22 protein-coding genes are annotated in these 21,749 nt (G+C 68.5%); 15 read left to right on the top strand and 7 right to left on the bottom strand.

Annotated elements, in window-relative coordinates:
* Window position 1: 1 nt before the first annotated feature.
* The 3 genes from MOX01_RS12765 to MOX01_RS12755 form a co-directional block, all read right to left on the bottom strand.
* Complete coding sequence (locus tag MOX01_RS12765; protein ID WP_141369998.1) at window positions 2-583, bottom strand: TetR/AcrR family transcriptional regulator; 582 nt, start codon at window positions 581-583, stop codon at window positions 2-4.
* Complete coding sequence (locus MOX01_RS12760) at window positions 561-1,463, bottom strand: alpha/beta fold hydrolase (protein WP_141369996.1); 903 nt, start codon at window positions 1,461-1,463, stop codon at window positions 561-563. Before MOX01_RS12760 ends, MOX01_RS12765 begins: the two co-directional genes overlap by 23 nt.
* 68 nt (window positions 1,464-1,531) lie before the next feature.
* Window positions 1,532-2,593 (bottom strand): YihY/virulence factor BrkB family protein, encoded by a 1,062-nt coding sequence (locus MOX01_RS12755; protein ID WP_082682558.1) that lies wholly within the window; start codon window positions 2,591-2,593, stop codon window positions 1,532-1,534.
* A gap of 147 nt (window positions 2,594-2,740) precedes the next feature.
* On the opposite strand from MOX01_RS12755, the gene lysA reads away from it, so the two are divergent.
* From lysA to prfA, 5 genes are all read left to right on the top strand, one after another.
* Window positions 2,741-4,159 (top strand): diaminopimelate decarboxylase, encoded by a 1,419-nt coding sequence (gene lysA / locus MOX01_RS12750; protein WP_141369995.1) that lies wholly within the window; start codon window positions 2,741-2,743, stop codon window positions 4,157-4,159.
* Window positions 4,160-4,180: 21 nt separating this feature from the next.
* Window positions 4,181-5,485, top strand: coding sequence for a homoserine dehydrogenase (locus MOX01_RS12745; RefSeq protein WP_046748226.1), 1,305 nt, complete (start codon window positions 4,181-4,183; stop codon window positions 5,483-5,485).
* Window positions 5,486-5,487: 2 nt separating this feature from the next.
* Complete coding sequence (gene thrB / locus MOX01_RS12740; protein WP_046748227.1) at window positions 5,488-6,450, top strand: homoserine kinase; 963 nt, start codon at window positions 5,488-5,490, stop codon at window positions 6,448-6,450.
* A gap of 180 nt (window positions 6,451-6,630) precedes the next feature.
* Window positions 6,631-8,553: a transcription termination factor Rho gene (gene rho, locus MOX01_RS12735; RefSeq protein ID WP_218028591.1), complete on the top strand. Its 1,923-nt coding sequence runs from the start codon at window positions 6,631-6,633 to the stop codon at window positions 8,551-8,553.
* A gap of 11 nt (window positions 8,554-8,564) precedes the next feature.
* Window positions 8,565-9,644 carry a peptide chain release factor 1 gene (gene prfA, locus MOX01_RS12730; protein WP_141369991.1) on the top strand — a complete coding sequence of 360 codons (1,080 nt, stop codon included), beginning with the start codon at window positions 8,565-8,567 and terminating at the stop codon, window positions 9,642-9,644.
* A gap of 18 nt (window positions 9,645-9,662) precedes the next feature.
* Here the strand turns inward: prfA and MOX01_RS12725 are convergent, their stop codons facing one another.
* Window positions 9,663-10,316, bottom strand: coding sequence for a response regulator (locus MOX01_RS12725; protein WP_046748230.1), 654 nt, complete (start codon window positions 10,314-10,316; stop codon window positions 9,663-9,665).
* Window positions 10,313-11,974 carry a sensor histidine kinase gene (locus tag MOX01_RS12720; RefSeq protein WP_230977874.1) on the bottom strand — a complete coding sequence of 554 codons (1,662 nt, stop codon included), beginning with the start codon at window positions 11,972-11,974 and terminating at the stop codon, window positions 10,313-10,315. The genes MOX01_RS12725 and MOX01_RS12720 overlap by 4 nt, the downstream gene beginning before the upstream one ends.
* Window positions 11,975-12,140: 166 nt before the next feature.
* Between MOX01_RS12720 and MOX01_RS12715 the strand changes: the two genes are divergently transcribed.
* Window positions 12,141-13,685, top strand: a complete 1,545-nt coding sequence (locus MOX01_RS12715; RefSeq protein WP_141369989.1) for a CitMHS family transporter — start codon at window positions 12,141-12,143, stop codon at window positions 13,683-13,685.
* Between the two features lie 67 nt (window positions 13,686-13,752).
* Window positions 13,753-14,160, top strand: coding sequence for a phage holin family protein (locus tag MOX01_RS12710; RefSeq protein ID WP_046748232.1), 408 nt, complete (start codon window positions 13,753-13,755; stop codon window positions 14,158-14,160).
* A 10-nt stretch (window positions 14,161-14,170) separates the two neighbouring features.
* Here MOX01_RS12710 and epsC read toward each other — a convergent pair whose 3' ends face one another.
* Together epsC and cysK are read right to left on the bottom strand one after the other, a co-directional pair.
* Window positions 14,171-14,743 carry a serine O-acetyltransferase EpsC gene (epsC, locus tag MOX01_RS12705; protein WP_046748233.1) on the bottom strand — a complete coding sequence of 191 codons (573 nt, stop codon included), beginning with the start codon at window positions 14,741-14,743 and terminating at the stop codon, window positions 14,171-14,173.
* An 8-nt stretch (window positions 14,744-14,751) separates the two neighbouring features.
* Window positions 14,752-15,690, bottom strand: coding sequence for a cysteine synthase A (gene cysK / locus MOX01_RS12700; RefSeq protein ID WP_113681606.1), 939 nt, complete (start codon window positions 15,688-15,690; stop codon window positions 14,752-14,754).
* A gap of 100 nt (window positions 15,691-15,790) precedes the next feature.
* Between cysK and prmC the strand changes: the two genes are divergently transcribed.
* The 8 genes from prmC to MOX01_RS12660 all read left to right on the top strand — a co-directional run bounded on the left by prmC (window position 15,791) and on the right by MOX01_RS12660 (window position 21,734).
* A complete protein-coding gene (prmC, locus tag MOX01_RS12695; protein WP_141369987.1) occupies window positions 15,791-16,651 on the top strand; it encodes a peptide chain release factor N(5)-glutamine methyltransferase in 861 nt (286 codons plus the stop codon).
* Window positions 16,652-16,703: 52 nt separating this feature from the next.
* Window positions 16,704-17,453: an L-threonylcarbamoyladenylate synthase gene (locus MOX01_RS12690; protein ID WP_058631295.1), complete on the top strand. Its 750-nt coding sequence runs from the start codon at window positions 16,704-16,706 to the stop codon at window positions 17,451-17,453.
* Window positions 17,450-18,613, top strand: a complete 1,164-nt coding sequence (locus MOX01_RS12685; RefSeq protein ID WP_046748237.1) for an MraY family glycosyltransferase — start codon at window positions 17,450-17,452, stop codon at window positions 18,611-18,613. Before MOX01_RS12690 ends, MOX01_RS12685 begins: the two co-directional genes overlap by 4 nt.
* Window positions 18,613-19,131: a Cg1360 family ATP-synthase-associated protein gene (locus MOX01_RS12680; RefSeq protein ID WP_113681609.1), complete on the top strand. Its 519-nt coding sequence runs from the start codon at window positions 18,613-18,615 to the stop codon at window positions 19,129-19,131. Before MOX01_RS12685 ends, MOX01_RS12680 begins: the two co-directional genes overlap by 1 nt.
* 123 nt (window positions 19,132-19,254) lie before the next feature.
* A complete protein-coding gene (gene atpB, locus MOX01_RS12675; protein WP_484994038.1) occupies window positions 19,255-20,061 on the top strand; it encodes a F0F1 ATP synthase subunit A in 807 nt (268 codons plus the stop codon).
* A gap of 60 nt (window positions 20,062-20,121) precedes the next feature.
* On the top strand, window positions 20,122-20,358 hold the full coding sequence (gene atpE, locus MOX01_RS12670; protein WP_028502887.1) for an ATP synthase F0 subunit C: 237 nt from the start codon (window positions 20,122-20,124) through the stop codon (window positions 20,356-20,358).
* A gap of 27 nt (window positions 20,359-20,385) precedes the next feature.
* The gene (locus MOX01_RS12665; RefSeq protein WP_058631293.1) at window positions 20,386-20,943 is read left to right on the top strand and encodes a F0F1 ATP synthase subunit B; all 558 of its coding nucleotides are present in this window, start codon (window positions 20,386-20,388) and stop codon (window positions 20,941-20,943) included.
* Window positions 20,943-21,734, top strand: coding sequence for a F0F1 ATP synthase subunit delta (locus tag MOX01_RS12660; RefSeq protein ID WP_113681610.1), 792 nt, complete (start codon window positions 20,943-20,945; stop codon window positions 21,732-21,734). Before MOX01_RS12665 ends, MOX01_RS12660 begins: the two co-directional genes overlap by 1 nt.
* Window positions 21,735-21,749: the final 15 nt, after the last annotated feature.

Genomic DNA, 21,749 nt, shown 5'->3' with positions numbered 1-21,749 from the left:
ATCAGTTCCTCTCGAAGGACTCGGCCATGCGGCCGATCGTGTCGATGGCGCGTTCGAGCAATGTCGGTTCGAACGGGCCGAGCAACCGGGATGCGGAGAGCAGTCCGATCGATGCACTGGAGAGTGCGAGGGCGAGGGCCTCGACATCCACGTCGTCCACGATCTCGCCTCGGCTCTGCAGCCCCCGCAGCCATTCGTTGACGCGCCTCTGCCGGTCACGGTATCGGCCGTCTGTGATATCCGCCACGTGCGCACCGAGGATGCCCCGGTCGTCGAGGAAGGCCGCCGTCATCAGCGCGTCCTCGCTCAGAGCGCGCGCGGACGCGCGGTACGCGGAGCTGAGGCGCGGCCGGTCGCCCAGCTCACGACGCACGCGGTCGTTCATCCGGGTCGTGCCGCGCTGCAGCAGCGCATCGAGGATCTCCTTCTTGCCGGCGAGCTCCAGGTAGACCGCGCCCTTGCCGATGCCGGCGCGTTCGGCGATCGAGGCGACGCTCATGGCGTCGAAACCGTTGGCGAGCACGAGCTCCTCGGCAGCATCGAGGATCCGCTCGCGGCGATCAGGGACGCGGGGCCTGGGCATCGCGGTGTCCCTCCAGATGGTCGAGCATCGCCGGGACGACGAGGTCGGGGCGGTCGCGTTGCACCCAGTGCCCTGCTCCAGCGGCGACCGTCAGGGATCCGACGGGCAACACTTCCGCGGCGGCTTCGGCATGGGGGAGCGGCACCCCGGTGTCGCGATCGCCGTGCACGAGAAGTGTGGGGGTCGTGATGGACGGGAGTCGAGGCGTGTACACGGTGCGCAGTCGATTCCAGAGCACCTGATCGCGCTGCCACTCCGCGAAGCTCGTCAGGCCCGTGCCGGTGGACGCTTCGTCGAGCACCGCTTTCACGAGATCGGGAGTGCGCGCCTGAGGATTCCGCACGAGCGTGGCCAGGCCTCGTTCCATCGCGGGCGCGTTGCGCGCGTAGGACCGGGTGGTGGCCGCCAGCAGTCCTGTGCGCAGCAGCAGGAACGTGCCGAAGTGCGTCATCCGGCCGGAGAGCCCGTCGGCCAGGCGCGGCATCAATCCGTAGCACCCCAGCAGGATGGCGGACTTCGCGTGGCTCGGCCGATCGAGGAGGTGGCCGAGCGTCATGCCACCGCCGAGCGACAGGCCGGCGATGGCGTAGTCGACGAGGCCGAGTTCGTCGACGAGGTCGCCCACGTATCGCACGAGGTGTTCCTGGGTGAGGGACCAGCCGGGACGGGGACTGCGGCCGAAACCGGGATGGTCGGGGGCGATCACGCGATGTCCGGCGCTGGCGAGCGCAGGGCCGACCTCTCCCCACGAGAGCTGGGCGTTGTCGGCGCCACCGCCATGCAGAAGCAGGACGGGAAGGCCGGCTTCGGATGAGGGGCGCCATTCCAGGACCGAGACGGTGGTGCCGGGGAGGGTGATGCTCGTGCGACGTGGCTCCATGAAGCCCCTTTCTTTGTGACCAGGTTACCCGATCGGGTCACAACGAGGGTGGGGTCAACCGACGCCGATCAGGACCCCGCGTCGGAGGCCGCAGCCTTCTGTGCCGCCCGCAGCTCGGCCGTCGCGATCTGCACTTCGGCCTCGGCTCGCTGGAGCCGCCGCTGGGGGAACGTGGTCGCGGCGAACCTCGCATGAACGCGATCGGACCTCTCCTCCTCGGCGGTCACGATGTAGGCGCAGGCGAACAGCATCACCTGGGTCGAGAAGTTCAGCCAGATCAGCAGCGCCAGGAGGGACGCGAACGAGGCGAGCAGCGGGTTGCTGGTCGCGCCGCCCACGAACAGACCGGACAGCTCCTGGAGTACCAGCAGACCGAGGGCGCCGATCAGGGCACCGGGCCACAGGGAACCGGCGGCGGGACGCACGCCCGAGAGCACGCGGAACACACCGATGATGAGCACGGCGTCGAGAGCGAACACCACGAGCAGCGAGAGCAGCCGAACGGTCCAGGCGACCGCGGCGGAGTCGGCGGGCAGGCCGAGGAGGTCGGCGATCCACTCGACTCCGAGCTGACCGACGAAGGTGAGCGCGGCGGAGGCGACGAAGGCGAGTCCGATCCCGAGCGCCAGGGCGAGGTTGCGCAGGATCACCCACACCCAGAGGATGTCGTCCTGGACGGTCCCGGCGATCACCCGCACGGCGGTGCGGAGAGAGCCGATCGCTCCCAGAGCGGCTCCGACGAGGGCGACGAGCGAGATGATGCCCGCGACGGAGAGCGATGCGGGGGCCTTCAGATCCTCGGGATTGATCGCGCCGTCTTTCCCGATCAGGCCGGGGACGGCGGACTGCACTGCCTGGATGATGGCGCGCCACGCGTCGGGGTTGCCGGCGAGCCAGAGCGCGGCGATCGAGAAGCCCAGCAGCACGCCCGCGAACACACTGAACAGAGCGCGATACGTGACGCTGTCGGCCAGCATCGGACCCCGTCGCTCGGAGTAGAGCAGTGCGGCCCTGACTGGTCGCCGGGAGAGTGCCCACGCGATGGCCGGCGTCGTGATGCGCGCGATAAGTCCGGGTTTCGGCTTCGCGGAGGACTCCGCGTCGTGGTGTGCTGTCTCGCTGTTCGTCACGCCCCCACCTTAGGAGGCACCTGCGGAGTGCTGCAGGGGCTTGACGCGGCGAGTCACCGTGATCAAGGCGACGGGGTGGGTGCCCTAGAATCGGGTCAACCTCGATGTGCGCGCCCTGCCCGAGATCCTTCCCACGATTGGTGATCAGTGCTTCTCCCTGCCGATTCGCTCGCCCCGGAATGGCTCGCCGTCCCCGAGGACGCGAACGATCTCGCCGACGGCGTCTGGCCGGCCTCAGCAGTACGAGACGACGACGGCGTGCTCGACATCGCCGGCGTCAGCGCCACGGACCTGGCCCGCACCTACGGCACTCCGCTCCTCGTGCTCGATGAAGACGAGGTTCGCGGGCGTGCGCGCAGATTCCGCCTGGCGTTCGACAGGGCAGCGGCCGAGAACGGCACCACGGCGCAGGTGTACTACGCGGGCAAGGCGTTCTTGTGCACGACCGTGGCGCGCTGGGTCGTCGACGAGGGACTGCGCGTCGACGTGTGCACCGGGGGAGAGCTGGCCGTGGCCCTCGCCGCGGGGGTCGCTCCCGCTTCCATCGGCTTCCACGGCAACAACAAGTCGGTCGCCGAGCTGGAACGCGCGGTCGAGGTCGGGGTCGGCACGATCATCGTGGACAGTGCCATCGAGATCGAACGCCTCGCAGCGATCACGGCGCGTACCGGCGCGACGCAGCGCGTGCTCGTGCGTGTGATCAGCGGCGTCCATGCCGAGACCCACGACTTCCTCGCCACCGCCCACGAGGACCAGAAGTTCGGGTTCCCCCTGCCGGACGCCGAGCGGGCCGTGGTCCGGATCCGGGAGATCCCCGGCCTGGTGTTCGCCGGACTGCACTGCCACATCGGCTCGCAGATCTTCGGCGTCGCAGGCTTCCGCGAATCCGCGTCGCGCGTGCTCGACCTGCATGCAGCCCTGCTCGAGGACGGCCCCGTGCCCCAGCTCAACCTCGGCGGCGGCTTCGGCATCGCGTACACGCGTGTGGACGACCCGACACCCATCGAAGACCTTGCCGGTGCCGTCATCACCGCGGTCGCCGACGACTGCGCCGCCCGGGGCATCTCCATTCCCGCCCTGTCCTTCGAACCCGGCCGCGCCATCGTCGGCACGGCCGGTGTCACGATCTACGAGGTCGGCACCACCAAGGACGTGACGATCGACACCGGAGCCGTCCGCCGCTACATCAGCGTCGACGGCGGGATGAGCGACAACGCACGTCCGGCGCTGTACGGCGCCCAGTACTCGGCGCGGATCGCCTCACGGGTCGGAGCGGGCGAGCCGCGCCTCAGCCGCGTGGTCGGCAAGCACTGCGAGTCGGGCGACATCGTCGTCGATCACGAGTACCTTCCGGACGACCTCGTGCCCGGGGACCTGCTCGCCGTGCCGGCGACCGGCGCCTACTGCGTCTCGCTCGCCAGCAACTACAACCACGTCCCGCGTCCGCCGGTCGTCGCCGTACGCGATGGACGTTCCGCGGTCATCGTCCGCGGCGAGACCATCGACGACGTGCTGGCCCGCGACGCGGGCATCGACGGGGCGCACGCCCCCGAGGGAGACCAATGACCCACCTCCGAAGGAGCAACCATGACTGAATACCGACGACTTCGTGTGGCGCTGCTGGGTGCCGGAGCGGTCGGCTCTCAGGTCGCGGCCCTCCTGCTGCGCCACGGCGACGAACTCGCCGACCGCGCGGGCGCCGAACTGGAACTCGCCGGGATCGCGGTGCGCAACCTCGACGCGCCACGCGACGTCGACCTGCCCAAGGAGCTCTTCACGACCGACGCCGAGTCGCTCATCCTGGGCGCCGACATCGTGATCGAGCTCATCGGCGGCATCGAGCCGGCCCGCACGAACATCCTGCAGGCCATCGGCTCCGGGGCCGACGTGGTCACCGCGAACAAGGCTCTCCTGGCCACTCATGGGCCCGAGCTCTTCGAGGCCGCTGACCGGGTGGGCGCCTCCGTCTACTACGAGGCCGCCGCGGCGGGGGCGATCCCGATCATCCGTCCCCTGCGCGATTCGCTCGCCGGCGACCGCGTGGTGCGCATCATGGGCATCGTGAACGGCACGACGAACTACATCCTCGACCGGATGGAGACCGAGGGCGCCGACTTCGCCGACGTGCTCGCCGATGCGCAGCGGCTGGGCTATGCCGAGGCCGACCCGACGGCGGACGTCGAGGGTTACGATGCGGCGCAGAAGGCGGCGATCCTCGCGAGCCTGGCATTCCACACGGCCGTGCCGCTCGAAGCCGTCTACCGCGAGGGCATCACCTCGATCACGGCATCGATGATCGAAGAGGCCAGAGCTGCAGGCTTCGTGATCAAACTGCTGGCCGTGTGCGAGCGGATCGAGGCCAACGGTGCCGAGTCGATCTCGGTGCGCGTGTACCCGGCCCTCGTCCCGGCATCGCACCCCCTCGCCTCCGTGCACGGTGCGAACAACGCGGTCTTCGTCGAGGCGGAGGCTGCGGGCTCCCTGATGTTCTACGGTGCCGGTGCCGGTGGCGTGCAGACCGCGTCGGCCGTGCTCGGCGACGTGGTCTCCGCGGCCCGTCGTCACATCGCAGGCGGGGTCGGGGTGGGAGAGTCCACTCGCGCCAACCTGCCCGTCGTGCCGATCGGTCACGTCACCACCCGGTACCAGATCACGCTCGAGGTCGCGGACGCGCCAGGTGTGCTCGCGACGGTCGCGAGCATCCTCAGCGACGGCGATGTCTCGGTCGCCACCGTCGTGCAGACCGTGGAAGGCGAGGACGAGCCCACTGCCCGTCTGATCATCGGAACGCACCGCGCGACGGAGCAGGCCCTGAGTGCCACCGTCGACGCTCTCGCGGACAGCGAGGTCGTCGCACGCGTGGTCTCGGTGCTCCGGGTGGAAGGCGAGTGACGATGACAGCGCCCGTCGTCCCCGCGGAGGGCGGAGCCGTCGAAGGACGCACCGTCGAGGTGCGGGTGCCGGCGACGAGCGCGAACCTCGGCCCCGGCTTCGACACACTGGGCCTCGCGCTCAGCATCTACGACACGCTTCTGGTCACGGCCCTGCCGGCCGGCGAGCTCGAGATCGAGGTCTCGGGATCCGGAGCGGCCGAGATCCCTCGTGATGAGTCGAACCTGATCGTCCGCACCATCGCCTATGTGTTCGCCGACGCGGGACGCCCTGTTCCCGGTCTGCGGATCATCGCGGAGAACGCCGTGCCGCACGGCAGGGGCCTCGGCTCATCCGGTGCCGCCGTGGCTGCGGGCGTGCTCGCCGCGAAGGGATTGCTCGAGGGTGATGTGGAGATCGATGACACGGATCTCCTCCGGCTGGCGACCGAGCTCGAAGGCCACCCGGACAACGTGGCGCCGGCGCTCTTCGGTGGCCTGACGATCGCATGGATGTCGGAGCGGGGACCGCAGCACAAGAAGCTCCTCGTGCACAGGGGAGTCTCGCCTCTGGTGCTGGTCCCCACGTACACGATGTCGACCTCGCAGGCGCGGTCGCTCCAGCCGCCGCAGGTCTCCACTGCCGACGCCGTGTTCAACGTCTCCCGCTCCGCGCTGCTGATCGCCGCGTTGATGCAGAGCCCGGAGCTGCTCCTGGATGCGACTGCCGACCGCCTCCACCAGGACTACCGTGCCGGAGCGATGCCGGAGACGCAGCGTCTGGTGCAGGCGCTGCGCGCTGCCGGTTTCGCCGCGGTGGTCTCCGGCGCAGGCCCCAGTGTGCTGGTCCTCGCGGACGGCCCCGGAAGTCGTCAGGACGCGGTCGAGCTCGCCGAACGCGTCACCGACACCCCGTGGGAGGCTCTCCTGCTCGCAGTCGACGTGCGTGGTGGTACAGTGGGGTCTCGAGCGGAGGGCTCCACGTAACTGCGTGAATCTGGCCCCATTGCAACTCTTGCAAGACCCGCACGCAAACCCCTGTGGCAGAGTTCATTCCTGAGCCGCCTGCCGAGGCTGGCTGGCGCCGAGCGTCAGCCCGTGCGATCGCGCGCAGCACCCGTTGTGCGCGTTCAACGCTCATTCCCCATGACATATAAGGGAGTACTCGTGGAGAACCTCTCCGAGACCCAGAACGAACAGTCTGCGCCCGCTTCGGAAGCACCGGCGACATCCGCGGAGCCGACGGGCGAAGCAGCACCGGCGCGCAAGCGTGCGCCTCGCCGTGCCAGCACCGCGACCGCGGCTGCGAAGGCCGAGAAGGCGGAGAAGGCCGATGCCGCGAAGGCGGAGAAGGCCGCGAAGTCGGACGCCGCTCCGGAAGCGTCCGTGCCCGCGGAAGCGTCCGCCACCGCAGCAGCGTCCGCCACTGCAGAGACCACCGAGGCTGCACCGAAGGCGAAGCGTCCGAGTCGCAGCCGTGCGAAGAAGGCCGATGCCGAGGCTCCTGCCGCGGAGACGGCGCCCGCCGAGGCCTCCGACTCCGCTGGCGCCGAGGCTCCCGCCGAGGCCGCGCCCAAGAGCACGGGACGCGGACGCCGCGGTGCGCAGAAGTCCGCAGCCGACGCCGAGGCGCCCGCTGAGCCGGCAGCGGAGTCCGCTGCCGAATCGGCACCCGCTGAGGCTCCGCAGAACGCCGACTCCGACTCCGGGGACAGCGGCGAGGAGCAGGGCGGTCGTGGACGCAACCGCAGCCGCAGCCGCAACCGCGGACGCGGTCAGAACGGCGCGGCCCAGGAGCAGCAGCAGACGCAGCCCGCCGCCGACGACGAGCAGTCCGGTGGCAACAACCGCAACCGTCAGCGCAACAAGCGCCGCAACGGTGCACCGGCCGACGAGTTCGAGACCGAGATCACCGAGGACGACGTCCTGATCCCGATCGCCGGCATCCTCGACGTGCTCGACAACTACGCTTTCGTGCGCACCACCGGCTACCTCGCCGGTCCCAGCGATGTCTACGTCTCGCTCGGCCAGGTGAAGAAGTACAACCTCCGCAAGGGCGACGCGGTCGTCGGCTCCATCAAGCAGCCGCGCGAGGGCGAGCAGCAGGGGCGCCAGAAGTACAACGCCCTGGTCAAGGTCGATTCGATCAACGGCCTGTCGGTCGACGACGCGGCCACCCGCGTGGAGTTCGGCAAGCTCACCCCGCTCTACCCGCAGGAGCGTCTGCGTCTGGAGACCGCTCCGGAGAAGCTGACGCAGCGCATCATCGACCTCGTGGCGCCGATCGGCAAGGGTCAGCGCGGCCTGATCGTCGCGCCGCCGAAGGCCGGCAAGACGATCGTCCTCCAGCAGATCGCCAACGCGATCGCGCAGAACAATCCCGAGGTCCACCTCATGGTCGTGCTCGTCGACGAGCGCCCCGAAGAGGTCACCGACATGGAGCGCACCGTGAAGGGCGAGGTCATCGCCTCGACCTTCGACCGCCCCGCCGAAGACCACACCACCGTCGCCGAGCTCGCGATCGAGCGGGCCAAGCGTCTCGTCGAGCTGGGCCGCGACGTGGTCGTGCTCCTCGACTCGATCACCCGCCTCGGACGCGCGTACAACCTGGCCGCCCCGGCGTCCGGCCGCGTCCTCACCGGCGGCGTCGACGCGTCCGCGCTCTACCCGCCGAAGCGCTTCTTCGGTGCAGCCCGCAACATCGAGAACGGCGGATCCCTGACGATCCTCGCCACCGCGCTCGTCGAGACCGGCTCCAAGATGGACGAGGTCATCTTCGAGGAGTTCAAGGGCACCGGCAACAGCGAACTGCGCCTGTCGCGTCAGCTCGCCGACAAGCGGATCTTCCCGGCCGTGGACGTGAACGCGTCCAGCACCCGCCGCGAGGAGATGCTGCTCTCGGCCGACGAGGTCAAGATCACGTGGAAGCTCCGTCGCGCCCTCGCCGGACTCGACCCGCAGCAGGCGCTCGAGGTCGTGCTTGGCAAGCTCAAGGAGACCAACTCGAACGTCGAGTTCCTCGTGCAGATGCAGAAGTCGATCCCGACGCTGCCCTCGGGCGCTCACGGACACGACAACAACATCCGCTGAGCGGCCGACCCGTGTTCGAGTCCGTCCAGACTCTGATCGACGAGCATCGCCGGGTGCAGGAGGAGCTCTCCGACCCTGCGGTGCACGCCGACGCGGCACGCGCGAAGCGCGTCAACCGTCGATACGCGGAACTCTCGCGCATCGTCTCCGCCTACGAGGCCTGGGTCGCGGCGACCGACGACCTGGCGACGGCGCGGGAGTTCGCCAGGGAGGACGAGTCCATCGCGGCGGAGATCCCTGCGATGGAAGAAGAGCTGCAGGGCGCTCAGGAGCGTCTGCGGCGTCTGCTGATCCCGCGTGACCCCGACGATGCCCGCGACGTGATCATGGAGATCAAGGCAGGGGAGGGCGGCGCGGAGTCCGCGCTGTTCGCCGCCGACCTCCTGCGCATGTACATCCAGTACGCCGCATCCAAGGGCTGGAAGACCGAGATGCTCGAGCGCAACGAGTCAGACCTCGGTGGGTACAAGGACGTGCAGGTCGCGATCAAGGGTTCCTCCTCCGATCCGGCGCAGGGCGTCTGGGCGCACCTGAAGTACGAGGGAGGGGTGCACCGTGTGCAGCGGGTGCCGGCGACGGAGTCGCAGGGCCGCATCCACACCTCGACGACCGGTGTGCTGGTCTTCCCCGAGGTCGATGAGCCGGAGGAGATCCACATCGACCAGAACGACCTCAAGATCGATGTGTTCCGCTCCTCGGGGCCCGGCGGTCAGTCCGTCAACACCACGGACTCCGCGGTGCGGATCACACACGTGCCCACCGGCATCGTCGTGTCGATGCAGAACGAGAAGTCGCAGCTGCAGAACCGCGAGGCCGCGATGCGCGTGCTGCGCGCCCGAATGCTGGCCAAGCAGCAGGAGGAGCTCGACGCAGCCGCCTCCGACGCGCGCAAGTCGCAGATCCGGGGCATGGACCGTTCGGAGCGCATCCGCACCTACAACTTCCCGGAGAACCGGATCGCGGATCACCGGACCGGATTCAAGGCGTACAACCTCGATCAGGTCATGGACGGCGCGCTCGACCCGATCATCGAGAGCGCGATCGCCGCCGACGAGGAAGCACGCCTCGCAGCCGTCGGCTCCGATTCCTGAGCCGTCCATCCGCTGACGTCAGACGCGTGCGGCGTAGCGGTGTTCGGGGCGGCCCGTCGATCCGTAGTTGAGGCGCACGTCGACGACGGCTCTCGCCGCGAGAGCTGCGAGATGCCGTTGCGCGGTCGCGCGCGAGATTCCGACGCGTTCCCCGATCTCCGCTGCCGAACGCTCTCCGTCGCCGAGTGCGGCGAGCACGAGCTGCTCCGTCGCCGACCGCGAGACGGACACCGGTTCGCCCGCACCGTGCAGGATGGCGAGGGCGCGGTCGACGTCTTCCTGGCGGAGGGTGCGATCACCGTCGAGGAGGTTGCGATATCGCACGTAGCGATCCAGGAGTCCTGACAGAGCCCGTCGCTCGAAGGGCTTCACGAGATAGCCGACAGCTCCCGACCGCAGTGCTCTGCGTACCGTCGGAGCGTCGTCGGCGGCGGAGATCAGGATCGCGTCGATGCCGGACTCGCGGACGAGCGCGATGCCGTCCCCGTCGGGAAGGAACACGTCGGCGATGAGCAGGTCCGGTCGGGAAGCACGCATGCTGTCGCGGGCTTCGGCGAGCGATCGCACGGTCTCGGCGACGCCGACTCCTGCGTGCTCCTCGACGATGCCCTGATGAAGCTGGGCGACGCGGAAGTCGTCGTCCAGGATGAGTACGCGCAGGGGGACGGTCATGTGTTCTCCTCAGGATCGGGGGAGCTGCGGTCGACTGCTCCGTTGATGCGCGCGGCGAAGACAGCGCCGCCTTCGACACCGCGGCTGTCGATACCGCCGGGGTCGATGACCCAGAGGTCGCCCCCGTTCCGACGGGCGATCTCCGTCGACAGCGGAAGTCCGATCCCATGCCCGTGCACGGTGTCGGTGGTCTTCTGGTCCCGCGTCCGCGGGGCGAAAGGATCGACGTCTCCGAGTCCGGGGCCGGAGTCGGAGACGGTGAACACCAGTGCATCGTCGTCGTCAAGGACCGCCACCTCGACCCAGCGCGGAGTCCGCTCTCCCGAGACCGCGGCGGTCACGGCGTTGTCCACGAGGTTGCCGAGGACTGCGGCGACGTCTTCGGGAGCGATCACCGTGCCGAGCAGGTGGGTGTCGTCCGCGATGCGCAGGGCGACGCCGCGTTCTCCGGCTTCGACGGCTTTGGCGCCCAGGAACGAGTGCAGAAAGGGGTCCCGCAGGAGGTCCAGCCCCACGACCGGGAACGCCACAGGACCCCGCTCCACGAGCTCGCCGAGGAACGCCCTGGCATCTGTGACCCGGCCGGCATCGATGAGTCCGGCGGCCACGTGCATGCGGTTGGCGAACTCGTGTCTCTGCACGCGCAACGCGGCGGTCATCGTCCTGACCGTCTCCAGGCGCTCGGCCAAGGCGACCAGGTCCGTGCGGTCGCGCACGATGAGCACGGTGCCGAGCTGCTGCCCCTCGCGCACCACGCTCCGCGAGTCGAGATACAGCATCCGGTCTCCGACGAGGGCGCTCGTGCGGGCGCCGGTACCCGTGAGGGTGTCCAGGACGGCCGGGAGGAGACCGAGGTCGTCGACGGGACGTCCGACCGGGTCGTCGAGGTCGAGCAGCCGATCGGCGGCGGCGTTGCTGACCCGGACGATGCCGCGTGTGTCTATGGCGATGACGCCGTCGTCGACCCCGTCCAGCACGGCCGTCTGGTTCTGCACGAGCGCGACCAGCTCTTCCGGCTGCACGCCGAGGGTCAGACGCTCCCATCGTCTGCGGAGCAGGAGGGATGCGAGCACAGCCAGAGCGAGGGCGCCCGCAGCCGTACCCCCGATCACGGCGAGCAGGGGCGGCAGGTCGTCGAAGACACCCGCACGCTCGAACCCCACACTGACCTCGCCCACCGGGGTGCCGGTCTCGTCCCGGACGGGAACCTTCGCGCGTGCGGACTCGCCGAGTGTCCCGGTCTGCCAGTCGACGATCTCGGCGCCGGCGAGCACCTCTTCGTATGGCGTGCTGACCTCTTCGCCGATCCGTGCGGGGGTGGGATGCGCGAGACGGATGCCGTTGTCATCGGTGAGCACCACGAACAGTGCGCCAGTGCGCGCGGTGACATCGGATGCGATGCGCTGCAGGTCGCCTTCGCGCAATTCTGCCGCGTCGGGTGTGCCCTCCTGGAGGGAGATGCGAGTGACCTCTGCGCGCACCTGCGGATCCTCTGCGAGGGTGCGGGCGATTCCCAGCGCCGTCGACTCCGCCTCGGCACGCAGCTGCTGCACGGCGAGGAGGAGATACACCCCGGTGCACAGGGCGACGACGAGGGTCACCGTCGCAAGCTGCAGGAGCAGGGCGCGCGTGGCGAACCGCGGTCTGGTCGACGTCATCCTCGGCACCGTGATTCTCTCCATGCTGCGCTCGCGCAATATGCGCAGAACCCACGCTACGCGCACAACGACAGGGAATGCGACATACCGCTCCCTCGGCGCGCGGATTGCCTATTCTCGTCGGGATCCGTCGACGCAGACGGAGACACGACGAAGGAGTCAACGCATGTCAGACGCACTCACCGGTCTGTTCGCGGCCGCCGAAGAGGCGCCGACCTACGATGTGGCGTTCGTGCCGCCGGAGTGGGTGCTCGTGCTGCTCGGGTTCACGATGGTCCTCGCGTTCATGACGCTCATCATGACCAAGCGTCTCACTCCCATGGTGGCGCTGATCCTGGTTCCGACCGCGTTCGGGCTCTTCGCCGGCGCAGGTCTCGGCCTCGGCGACATGATCCTCGATTCGATCGGCAAGATGGCGCCGACCGCGGCGCTGCTGATGTTCGCGATCATGTTCTTCGGCATCATGATCGACGTGGGGCTGTTCGATCCACTCATCCGCCTCATCACGCGGCTGCTCGGAGACGACCCGGCGAAGGTGGTGCTCGGAACCGCGATCCTCGCCGGCGCGGTCTCCCTGGACGGCGACGGTTCAACGACCTTCATCATCACGACGTCGGCGATGCTCCCCATCTACCTCCGGCTCGGGATGAGCCCCGTGGTGCTGACGTGCGTCGCCGGCCTCATGAACGGCACGCTGAACATCGTTCCCTGGGGCGGGCCGACCGTGCGCGCCGCGACAGCGCTCGGAGTGCAGCCGACAGACATCTTCGTGCCGATGCTGCCCGCGCTCGGCGCCGGTATCGTCGTGACTCTCGGGTTCGCGTGGATCCTCGGACTGCAGGAGCGTCGCCGCCTCGGGCGCCTGGACTCGGAGGGCCTGCTCGTCGGCGCCGACGGCGGATCGCTGTCGACCGTGCCGAAGATCTTCCGCGGTGCGGAGCCGAAGCCCGGAGCGCGCGCGTCGCTGCGTACCGGCAACCTCGTGGTCGTCGCCGGCGGCCATGCTCCGGTCTCCGCTGCGAGCGTCGACCCCGCGGACACGGCCATGGCGGACACGATGCTGGACCCCGCCCGCCCCACGCTCCGACCGAAGCTCATCTGGTTCAACCTCGCCCTCACACTCGCGGTGATGGTGCTGCTGGTGCTCGACATCCTGCCGCTGCCGTACGTGTTCATGGTGGGGGCCGGGCTCGCCCTCGTCATCAACTTCCGGGGCATCAAGGAGCAGGCCTCCGAGATCGTCGCGCACGCACCGAGCATCGTGGGCGTCGTCTCCATGGTGATCGCGGCCGGTGTCCTGGTGGGCGTGCTCACCGGCACCGGAATGGTCGACGCGATGGCCGCGTGGATCACGAACGTGCTTCCTCCTGCTCTCGGCCCGTTCCTCGCACCGATCACCGGACTCCTGTCGATCCCGTTCACGTTCTTCATGTCGAACGACGCGTTCTACTTCGGCATCCTCCCGGTGCTCGCCCAGAGCGCTGCCAACTTCGGCATCGATCCCGTGGAGATGGCGAGGGCGTCGATCACCGGTCAGCCCGTGCACCTGCAGAGTCCGCTCGTGCCGGCGATCCTGCTGCTCGTGTCCCTCGCGAGCGTGAACCTGGGCGATCACCACCGCAAGGTCCTGTGGCGCGCGACCATCGTCTCGCTCGTGATGCTCGGCGTCGGCATCCTGAGCGGAGCGGTCCCGTTCTTCGTGGCCCAGTGACCGGACGGCGGGGAGTGCGGACAGCGCACTCCCCGCTCTCCTGGAGCCGGGGCGCTATGCTCAGCCCGTGATCACATTCCTCTTCCGCGGCCTGCTCTACCTGGTGTCCGCCGGCCTCGGCCTGATCGCCGCCGACCTGCTGCTCGACGGCTTCGAGATCGAGTGGGACAAGTGGTGGGGATTCGTCATCTGCATCCTGATCTTCGCGATCCTGCAGAGCGTGCTCTCGCCGTGGGTCATGAAGATCGCCAATCGCTACGCACCCGTGCTCATGGGCGGCATCGGCATCGTGTCGACGCTGATCTCGCTGATCATCGTCGTGCTGCTCCCGATCGGTGGTCTGCGCATCACCGACCTCACCGGATGGTTGCTGGGTTCGGTCATCGTGTGGTTGATCACGGCCCTCGGAAGTGTGCTGCTCCCGCTGATCTTCCTCCGCAAGAAGGTCGAGTCGGTCAAGGGAGAACGCCGCTAGCGCACGCGAGTCAGATCGCGTAGTGGTCCGGGGCGGTGAGGAGCGCTCTGGTGTCCTCACCGGCCGTGCGGTGACGCGGTTTCGCCGGAATGCCGACGAGGATGCTGTCCGCCGGGGCGTCTCGGGTCACGACCGCGTTCGCGCCGACCACTGACCCCGCGCCGATCGTGACGGGTCCGAGGATCTTGGCCCCCGCTCCGACGGCGACGCCGTTCTCGAGGGTGGGATGCCGCTTGCCCGAGGTGCGTGTGCGTCCTCCGAGCGTGACACCGTGATAGAGCATCACGTCATCGCCCACGACGGCGGTCTCGCCGATCACGACACCCATCCCGTGGTCGATGAAGAACCGGCGACCGATGCGTGCACCGGGATGGATCTCGATCCCGGTGAGCCAGCGTGAGACCTGTGACCCGGCTCGGGCGAGCAGACGCAGCCGGCGCCGCCAGAGCGCGTGGGATACGCGGTGCGCCCAGATCGCGTGCAGCCCGGGGTACAGCAGTGCGACCTCGACGGCGCTGCGCGCGGCCGGGTCCCGGAGGCGAGCTGCGGCGATGTCCTCGCGCATCCGCCCGATCATTCCCATCGACGGCCTCAGTCTTCGCGCAGATCCTCGAACAGTGCGGTGGACAGGTAACGCTCACCGGTGTCCGGGATCACGACCACGATCGTCTTGCCGGCGTTCTCGGGGCGGGCGGCCACCTTCAGCGCGGCGGCGACGGCTGCGCCGGAAGACATGCCGACGAGCAGACCTTCCTTCGCGGCGAGCTCGCGGGCGACGCGGATCGACTCGTCGAACTCCGCGGTGAGGATCTCGTCCAGCACCTCGCGGTCGAGCACGTCCGGGACGAAGTTCGGGCCGATGCCCTGGATCTTGTGCGGCCCGGGGTGTCCCTCGGTCAGCACGGGGGAGTCCTTGGGCTCGACGGCGATCACCTGGACGCCCGGCTTCGCGGCTTTGAGAGCCTGTCCGGTTCCGGTGACGGTCCCTCCGGTGCCGACGCCTGCCACCAGGATGTCGACGGCGCCGTCCGTGTCGCGGAGGATCTCCTGCGCCGTGGTCTCGCGGTGGATCTGCGGGTTGGCGGCGTTCTCGAACTGGCGGATCCAGATCGCGCCAGGGGTCTCCTCGACGATGCGCTTGGTCTCCTCGATCGCGCCGCTCATGCCCTTGGTGGGGTCGGTGAGCACGATCTGTGCCCCGAACGCCTTCAGCAGCACGCGGCGCTCCTTCGACATGGAGGCCGGCATCGTGAGGATGACACGGTACCCGCGCGCCGCGCCGACCATGGCGAGGGCGATACCGGTGTTGCCGCTCGTCGATTCCACGATCGTGCCGCCAGGCTGCAGCTCACCCGACGCCTCGGCGGCATTGATCATGGCGATGCCGATGCGATCCTTCACGCTCGAGGCGGGGTTGTAGTACTCGAGCTTGGCGAGGACGGTCGCACCGAGACCCTCGGTCACCCGGTTCAGCCGGACGAGCGGGGTGTTGCCGAAAGCGGTCGTGATGTCGGAGTGGATGCCGGGCATGGTGAGCCTTCCTGTGCGGGGGTCGCTGCGGGACCAGCCTAGGGGAGGGGGTCTATGGGTGAGGCTTTGTGACGGTCGCCCGCACCCTACGCTGGAAGTCATGTCCGACAACTCTCTTGCTGCGGTCGTCCGCGCGGCGGCCCAGCGTCTGACCGACGTCGGCGTCCCCGATCCTCTGGTCGATGCCGAGCTCCTCGCCGGGCACGTCCTCGGCAGGCGGCGCGGCGAGGTGCAGGCCGCCATCGTCCGCGGCGACCGTGTCGACGATGCCGATGCGGTGGCGCTGGACTCGGTCGTCGCCCGTCGAGCCGCACGCGAGCCCCTCCAGCACATCACCGGGACCGCTCCCTTCCGTCACCTCGAACTCGCCGTCGGCCCCGGCGTCTTCGTGCCGCGTCCGGAGACCGAGACCGTCGTGCAATACGCGATCGACGCGCTGGTGAACTCCGCGGAACCCGCCCCGATCGGCATCGACCTCGGCACCGGAAGCGGGGCCATCGCCCTCGCGATGGCCACGGAGGTCCCGCACGCCCGGATCTTCGCCGCCGAACTGTCCGAAGACGCCCACGCGTGGGCGACTCGCAACGTGGAGGGAGTGGAGAACCTGACGCTGGTCCTCTCCGATCTGCGAGACGCGTTCCCCGAGCTCGACGGCGCGGCGTCCGTGGTCATCTCGAACCCGCCGTACGTCCCTGACGCGGCCGTACCTCGCGACCCGGAGGTGCGACTCTTCGACCCGGCCATGGCGCTGTACGGCGGAGAGGACGGTCTCGACATCGTTCGCGTGCTCAGCGGACGCGCGCTCGGCCTGCTGCGCCCCGGCGGGCTTCTCGTCATCGAGCACGGCGAGCTGCAGGGCGAATCGATCAGGGAGATCCTCACCGTCGACGGCTGGCGTGCGGCGGCGACGCATCGCGACCTGACGCTGCGGGATCGCGCCACGACCGCGCTCCGCCCCTGATCAGCAACCTCCGAGCGTGCTCATCGGCCGCGCCGCATAGAATCGAACCGTCATGTCAACCATCTTCGACTGCAGCGACGAGTCGCAGCTTCTCGCCGGTATGCGCAATGCGCGCCAGGCGATCGGCCGAGGCGACCTCATCGTCATCCCCACAGACACGGTGTACGGTGTCGCCGCCGACGCCTTCTCCCCGGCCGCGGTGCAGAGGCTCCTCGACGCGAAGGGGCGCGGCCGCGACCAGCCGCCGCCCGTTCTCATCGGCACCAAGGAGACCCTCGCCGCCCTCGCAGAGTCGGTTCCCGAGCCCGTGGAGCGTCTGGTCGAGGCGTTCTGGCCCGGGGGACTCACGATCGTGCTGCCGGCGCAGCCGTCGCTGGTGTGGGACCTGGGGGAGACCCTCGGCACGGTCGCGGTGCGCATGCCGGAGGGCCGCGTCGCCCTCGAACTGCTCGCGGAGACGGGACCACTGGCGGTCTCCAGCGCGAACCTCACAGGGGAGTCGGCTGCCATCTCCGCGTACGACGCTGAGAAGATGCTCGGCGACAGCGTCGCGGTGTACCTCGCGGACGGACTGAGCAAGGACGGCATCGCGTCCACCATCGTCGATGCGACGTCGCTGGTGCGTCGAGGCGCCGACTCCGACCAGGGCGTGGTGCGGATCCTCCGTGACGGCGCGGTCACGCGAGAGCAGCTGCATGAGGTGCTCGGCGATCTGCTCGAGCCCGAGGACGACGGGCAGGAGCACGCCGAGCACGCGCACACCGGGCACGACCACCCGCAGGAGCAGGACGGGGATTCGTGAAGCAGTATCTCTTCACGATCATCCTCACCGCCCTGATCACGTTCGCGCTGACCTGGGCGGTGTTGAAGGTGAGCCTCCGGTTCAAGCTCTACCCCGCCATCCGCGACCGTGACGTGCACACCACGCCCAAGCCCCGGCTGGGCGGCGTCGCGATCTTCCTCGCCATCGCCGCGGCCTTCGGCTTCTCTGCGATGAACCCCTTCTTCCAGAGCATCTGGATCCCCCCGCAGACGATGTGGTCGATCCTCGGCGCCTCGCTTCTGATCGCGATCATCGGCGTGGTCGACGACCTCTGGGACATCGACTGGATGATCAAGCTGGGCGCGCAGTTCCTCGCCGCCGGCGTCATCACGGTCGGCGGCGGACTGCAGATCCTCTCGCTGCCGTTCGGCGACCTCATCGTCGTGTCCAGCTGGCTGAGCATCACCATCACGATGTTCGCGATCGTCATCGTGATGAACGCGGTGAACTTCATCGACGGCCTCGACGGCCTCGTGGCCGGTGTGTGCCTGATCTCCAACGGCGTCTTCTTCGCCTACTCATACATCTTCACGCGCGACTCCGGGGCCTCCAGCTACTTCAACCTCTCGACGTTCCTTGCGGCGGTCCTCATCGGTGCGTGCCTCGGGTTCCTGCCCTTGAACTGGAGCCCGGCCAAGATCTTCATGGGCGACTCGGGAGCACTGGTGATCGGCCTCCTCATGGCCACGTCCGCGATCGCGATCACCGGCCAGATGGACCCGTCGGCCCTCGACCCCGAGCGTCTCGGCCGGTCGCAGCTGGTCGGTGCGTTCCTGCCGATCCTGCTCCCGTTGCTCGTGGTGCTGCTGCCGCTGCTGGACTTCGGCCTCGCGGTGCTCCGGCGGATGAGCGCGGGACGCTCGCCCTTCTCGCCCGACCGCAAGCACCTGCATCACCGCATGCTCGATCTCGGCCACCGGGACCGCGACGCCGTGCTGATCTTCTACGCCTGGACGGCTGTCGTCTCCCTGGCGGTCCTGATGATGTACGTGGGCGCACGGGAGGACTGGCCAGGCCAGTACCTGCCCGGCGTCGGCTTCGGCGTCCTGGGCATCGCCGCCTGCCTCGTCGTCACCTTGAGCCCCACCCGCCGCAGTGCTGCGGATGCCGAACCCGATCCGACACCCGTGGAGTCCTGATGAGCCCGAGCCCCGTTTCCAGCACCCCGATCCTGCGTCGGACCCTGATCTGGTCGGCGATCGCCACCGTCGTGCTCGCGATCGTCGCAGGCGGCGTCGGTTTCCTCGTCGCCCAGGGCGAGGGTCTCATCAGCGGTCTGCTCGGCGTCGTGCTGGCGGCCGTGTTCCTCGGCATCACCGGCCTCAGCATCCTCATCGCGAATCGCTGGTTCGGAGACCCGCTCTACGTGCAGCTGTTCTTCGCGATCGTGCTCGGCGGCTGGCTGCTCAAGCTGGGCGTCTTCGTCGTGGTGATGATCCTGCTCGCCGGTCAGCCCTGGCTGCAGCCGATGGTGTTCTTCCTCTCGATCGTGGCCGGTGTGCTGATGTCGCTCGTCATCGACGTCGTGGTGCTCACGCAGATGCGTCTGCCGCACGTCAGCGACACCACGCTGCCGACCGAGGTTCCCGAAGATCGCGCCCCCGGCAACGCCAATCACATCGACGGCGGCCCCGTCGAGGGCGGCCAGCGGTCTTAGGGGACCCTCAGATTCTGATAGTGTTGAGACGTGCCCGCCGCTCGCCCGCGAGCGCTTGCGCTGTGAAGCACACCGACCATCGTCGCCCCGGTTCTGACCGGTGCCCCGAAGCTGGAGCCCGCGCTGTTTAATATCGCTGCGACCCTGACCCCCCGACTTGCCACCGACGGCGAGTTCCACGGCCCTTCGATCGATGAGTTCTTTCCGGAGATCCTCTTCAACGTAGGCCCCATCCCGGTGAACCGGATCCACCTGATCCAGTTGCTCTCCGTGATCGCCGTGGTCCTCATCCTCTGGCTCGGTACCCGCCGCATGAAGGTCGTCCCCGGCCGGTTCCAGAGCCTGGTGGAGATGGGCATGGGCTTCGTGCGCGGCGGCATCGCCCACGACCTGCTCGGCCGCAAGGACGGCGATCGGTTCCTCCCGATCCTGATGACGATCTTCTTCATGACGCTGTTCATGAACATCACCGGCATCATCCCGTTCCTGAACATGCCGGGAACGGCCATCATCGCGGTGCCGCTCACGCTCGCCGTGGTCAGCTATGTCACGTTCATCTACGCCGGCATCAAGAAGAGCCCGAAGAACTTCTTCAAGAACTCGCTCTTCCCCGCCGGTGTCCCGTGGCCGGTGTACTTCATCGTCACCCCGATCGAGCTCATCTCGACCTTCATCATCCGCCCGGTGACGCTCACCCTGCGACTGCTGATGAACCTCGTGGTCGGCCACATGATCCTGGTCCTCTGCTTCGCAGCGACCCAGTTCTTCTTCTTCACCGCAGGCGGCGGCTGGGCCGCGCTCGGTGTCGGAACCCTCGCCTTCGGCGGCGCCTTCACTCTCTTCGAGATTCTGGTCGCCGTCCTCCAGGCGTACGTCTTCACCGTCCTCACCGCGGTCTACATCCAGCTCGCGGTCGCAGAAGAGCACTAAGCCCACTAGACACTGAGCGGGCAGGCATCAGCCTTCCCACCCAACGAAAGGAAAAACCCCGTGGACGCAACTACGGTTCTCGCTGAAATCAACGGCAACCTCGCGGTGATCGGCTACGGCCTCGCTGCCATCGGCCCGGCCATCGGCGTGGGTATCGTCGTCGGCAAGACCATCGAGGGCGTCGCTCGTCAGCCCGAGCTGGCCGGCCGTCTCCAGGTCCTCATGTGGATCGGTATCGCCTTCACCGAGGCGCTTGCATTCGTCGGCATCGCCGTCGGATTCATCCCCTTCCCGTAATCCGAACCGACTTCTGAAGGAGACAGGATGCTGAACGCTCTTGTCACGAACCTCGCGGCTGAGGGTGAGGCGGCGAACAACCCGCTGATCCCCGCGTGGTACGACATCATCTGGTCGGGTCTGTGGTTCCTCATCATCTTGATCGTCGTGTGGAAGGTCGCCCTTCCCAAGCTGACGAAGATGCTCGATGAGCGGTCCGCCGCGATCGAGGGCAACATCGCCAAGGCCGACGAGGCGCAGAAGCAGGCGGAGGCGGCACTCGAGGAGTACACGCGTCAGCTCGCTGAGGCGCGCACCGAGGCCGGCGAGATCCGCGAGGCCGCCCGTGAGGACGGCAAGAAGATCGTCGCCGAGGCGAAGGACGCCGCGACCACCGAGGCCGCACGCATCACCGCCACCGCGCACACGCAGATCGAGGCGGAGCGTCAGACCGCTCTCGTCTCGCTCCGCAGCGAGGTCGGATCGCTCGCCCTCGACCTCGCCGGTGGCGTGGTCGGCGAGACGCTCTCCGACGACGCACGCGCGACCGCTGTCGTCGATCGCTTCCTCGCCGAGCTCGAGGCATCCGAGAAGGCGGCTCAGTAATGGGCAGCGCGACCACTCAGGCACTCGCGGCATCCATCAAGACGCTTGCCGCAGCGAAGGACATCACTCTCGACACGGCGCGGGAGCTGTTCGCCGCCGCCCGGGCCGTGAGCGACTCGTCCCAGCTGAGCGGCGCGCTTGCTGATCCTTCCGCTCCCGCCGCGGCACGACAGAATGTCGTCGCCGCGGTGTTCGGCGGGTTCTCCGCAGGCGCCAAGGACGTTCTGTCGACCGTGGTCGCAGAACGCTGGTCCAACGCGGATGAGCTCGTCGACGGTATCGAGGAGCTCGCGATCCGCGCCGCAGCGGTCGCCGAGCCGGACACGGACATCGAGGGCGAGCTCTTCGGGTTCTCCCGGGTGATCGCAGCCAACCCTGAGCTGGAACTCGCTCTGGGAAGCCGCGTCGGGGGAGAAGACGCCAAGAGCACGCTCGTCGAGCGTCTCCTGGCCGAAGGCTCCACCAGCACCGCAGCGACTCTGGTCATCACGTCGCTGGTACGCCAGCCGCGTGAGCGCCGCGTTCGTCGTCTGCTGGACAGGGCGATGAACATCGTCTCGAACCAGCGCGGCCGCGTCGTCGCCACCGTGTACACCGCCACCGCCCTCAGCGATGCGCAGCGTGACCGTCTGAGCGAGTCGCTCTCGCGTCGCTATGACGGTCAGGTATCGCTCAACGTCGTCATCGACCCTGCCGTGGTCGGAGGTCTGCGTGTGCAGATCGCCGATGACGTCATCGACGGCAGCATCTCCGCACGACTCGCCGACCTTCGCCAGAAGCTCGCGGGCTAACACGACTTCGCGCGG

Origin of the sequence: Microbacterium oxydans (genome assembly GCF_006540085.1) — a bacterium.
Lineage (GTDB): Bacteria > Actinomycetota > Actinomycetes > Actinomycetales > Microbacteriaceae > Microbacterium > Microbacterium oxydans.
This window is presented reverse-complemented; position numbering and strand designations above follow the sequence as displayed.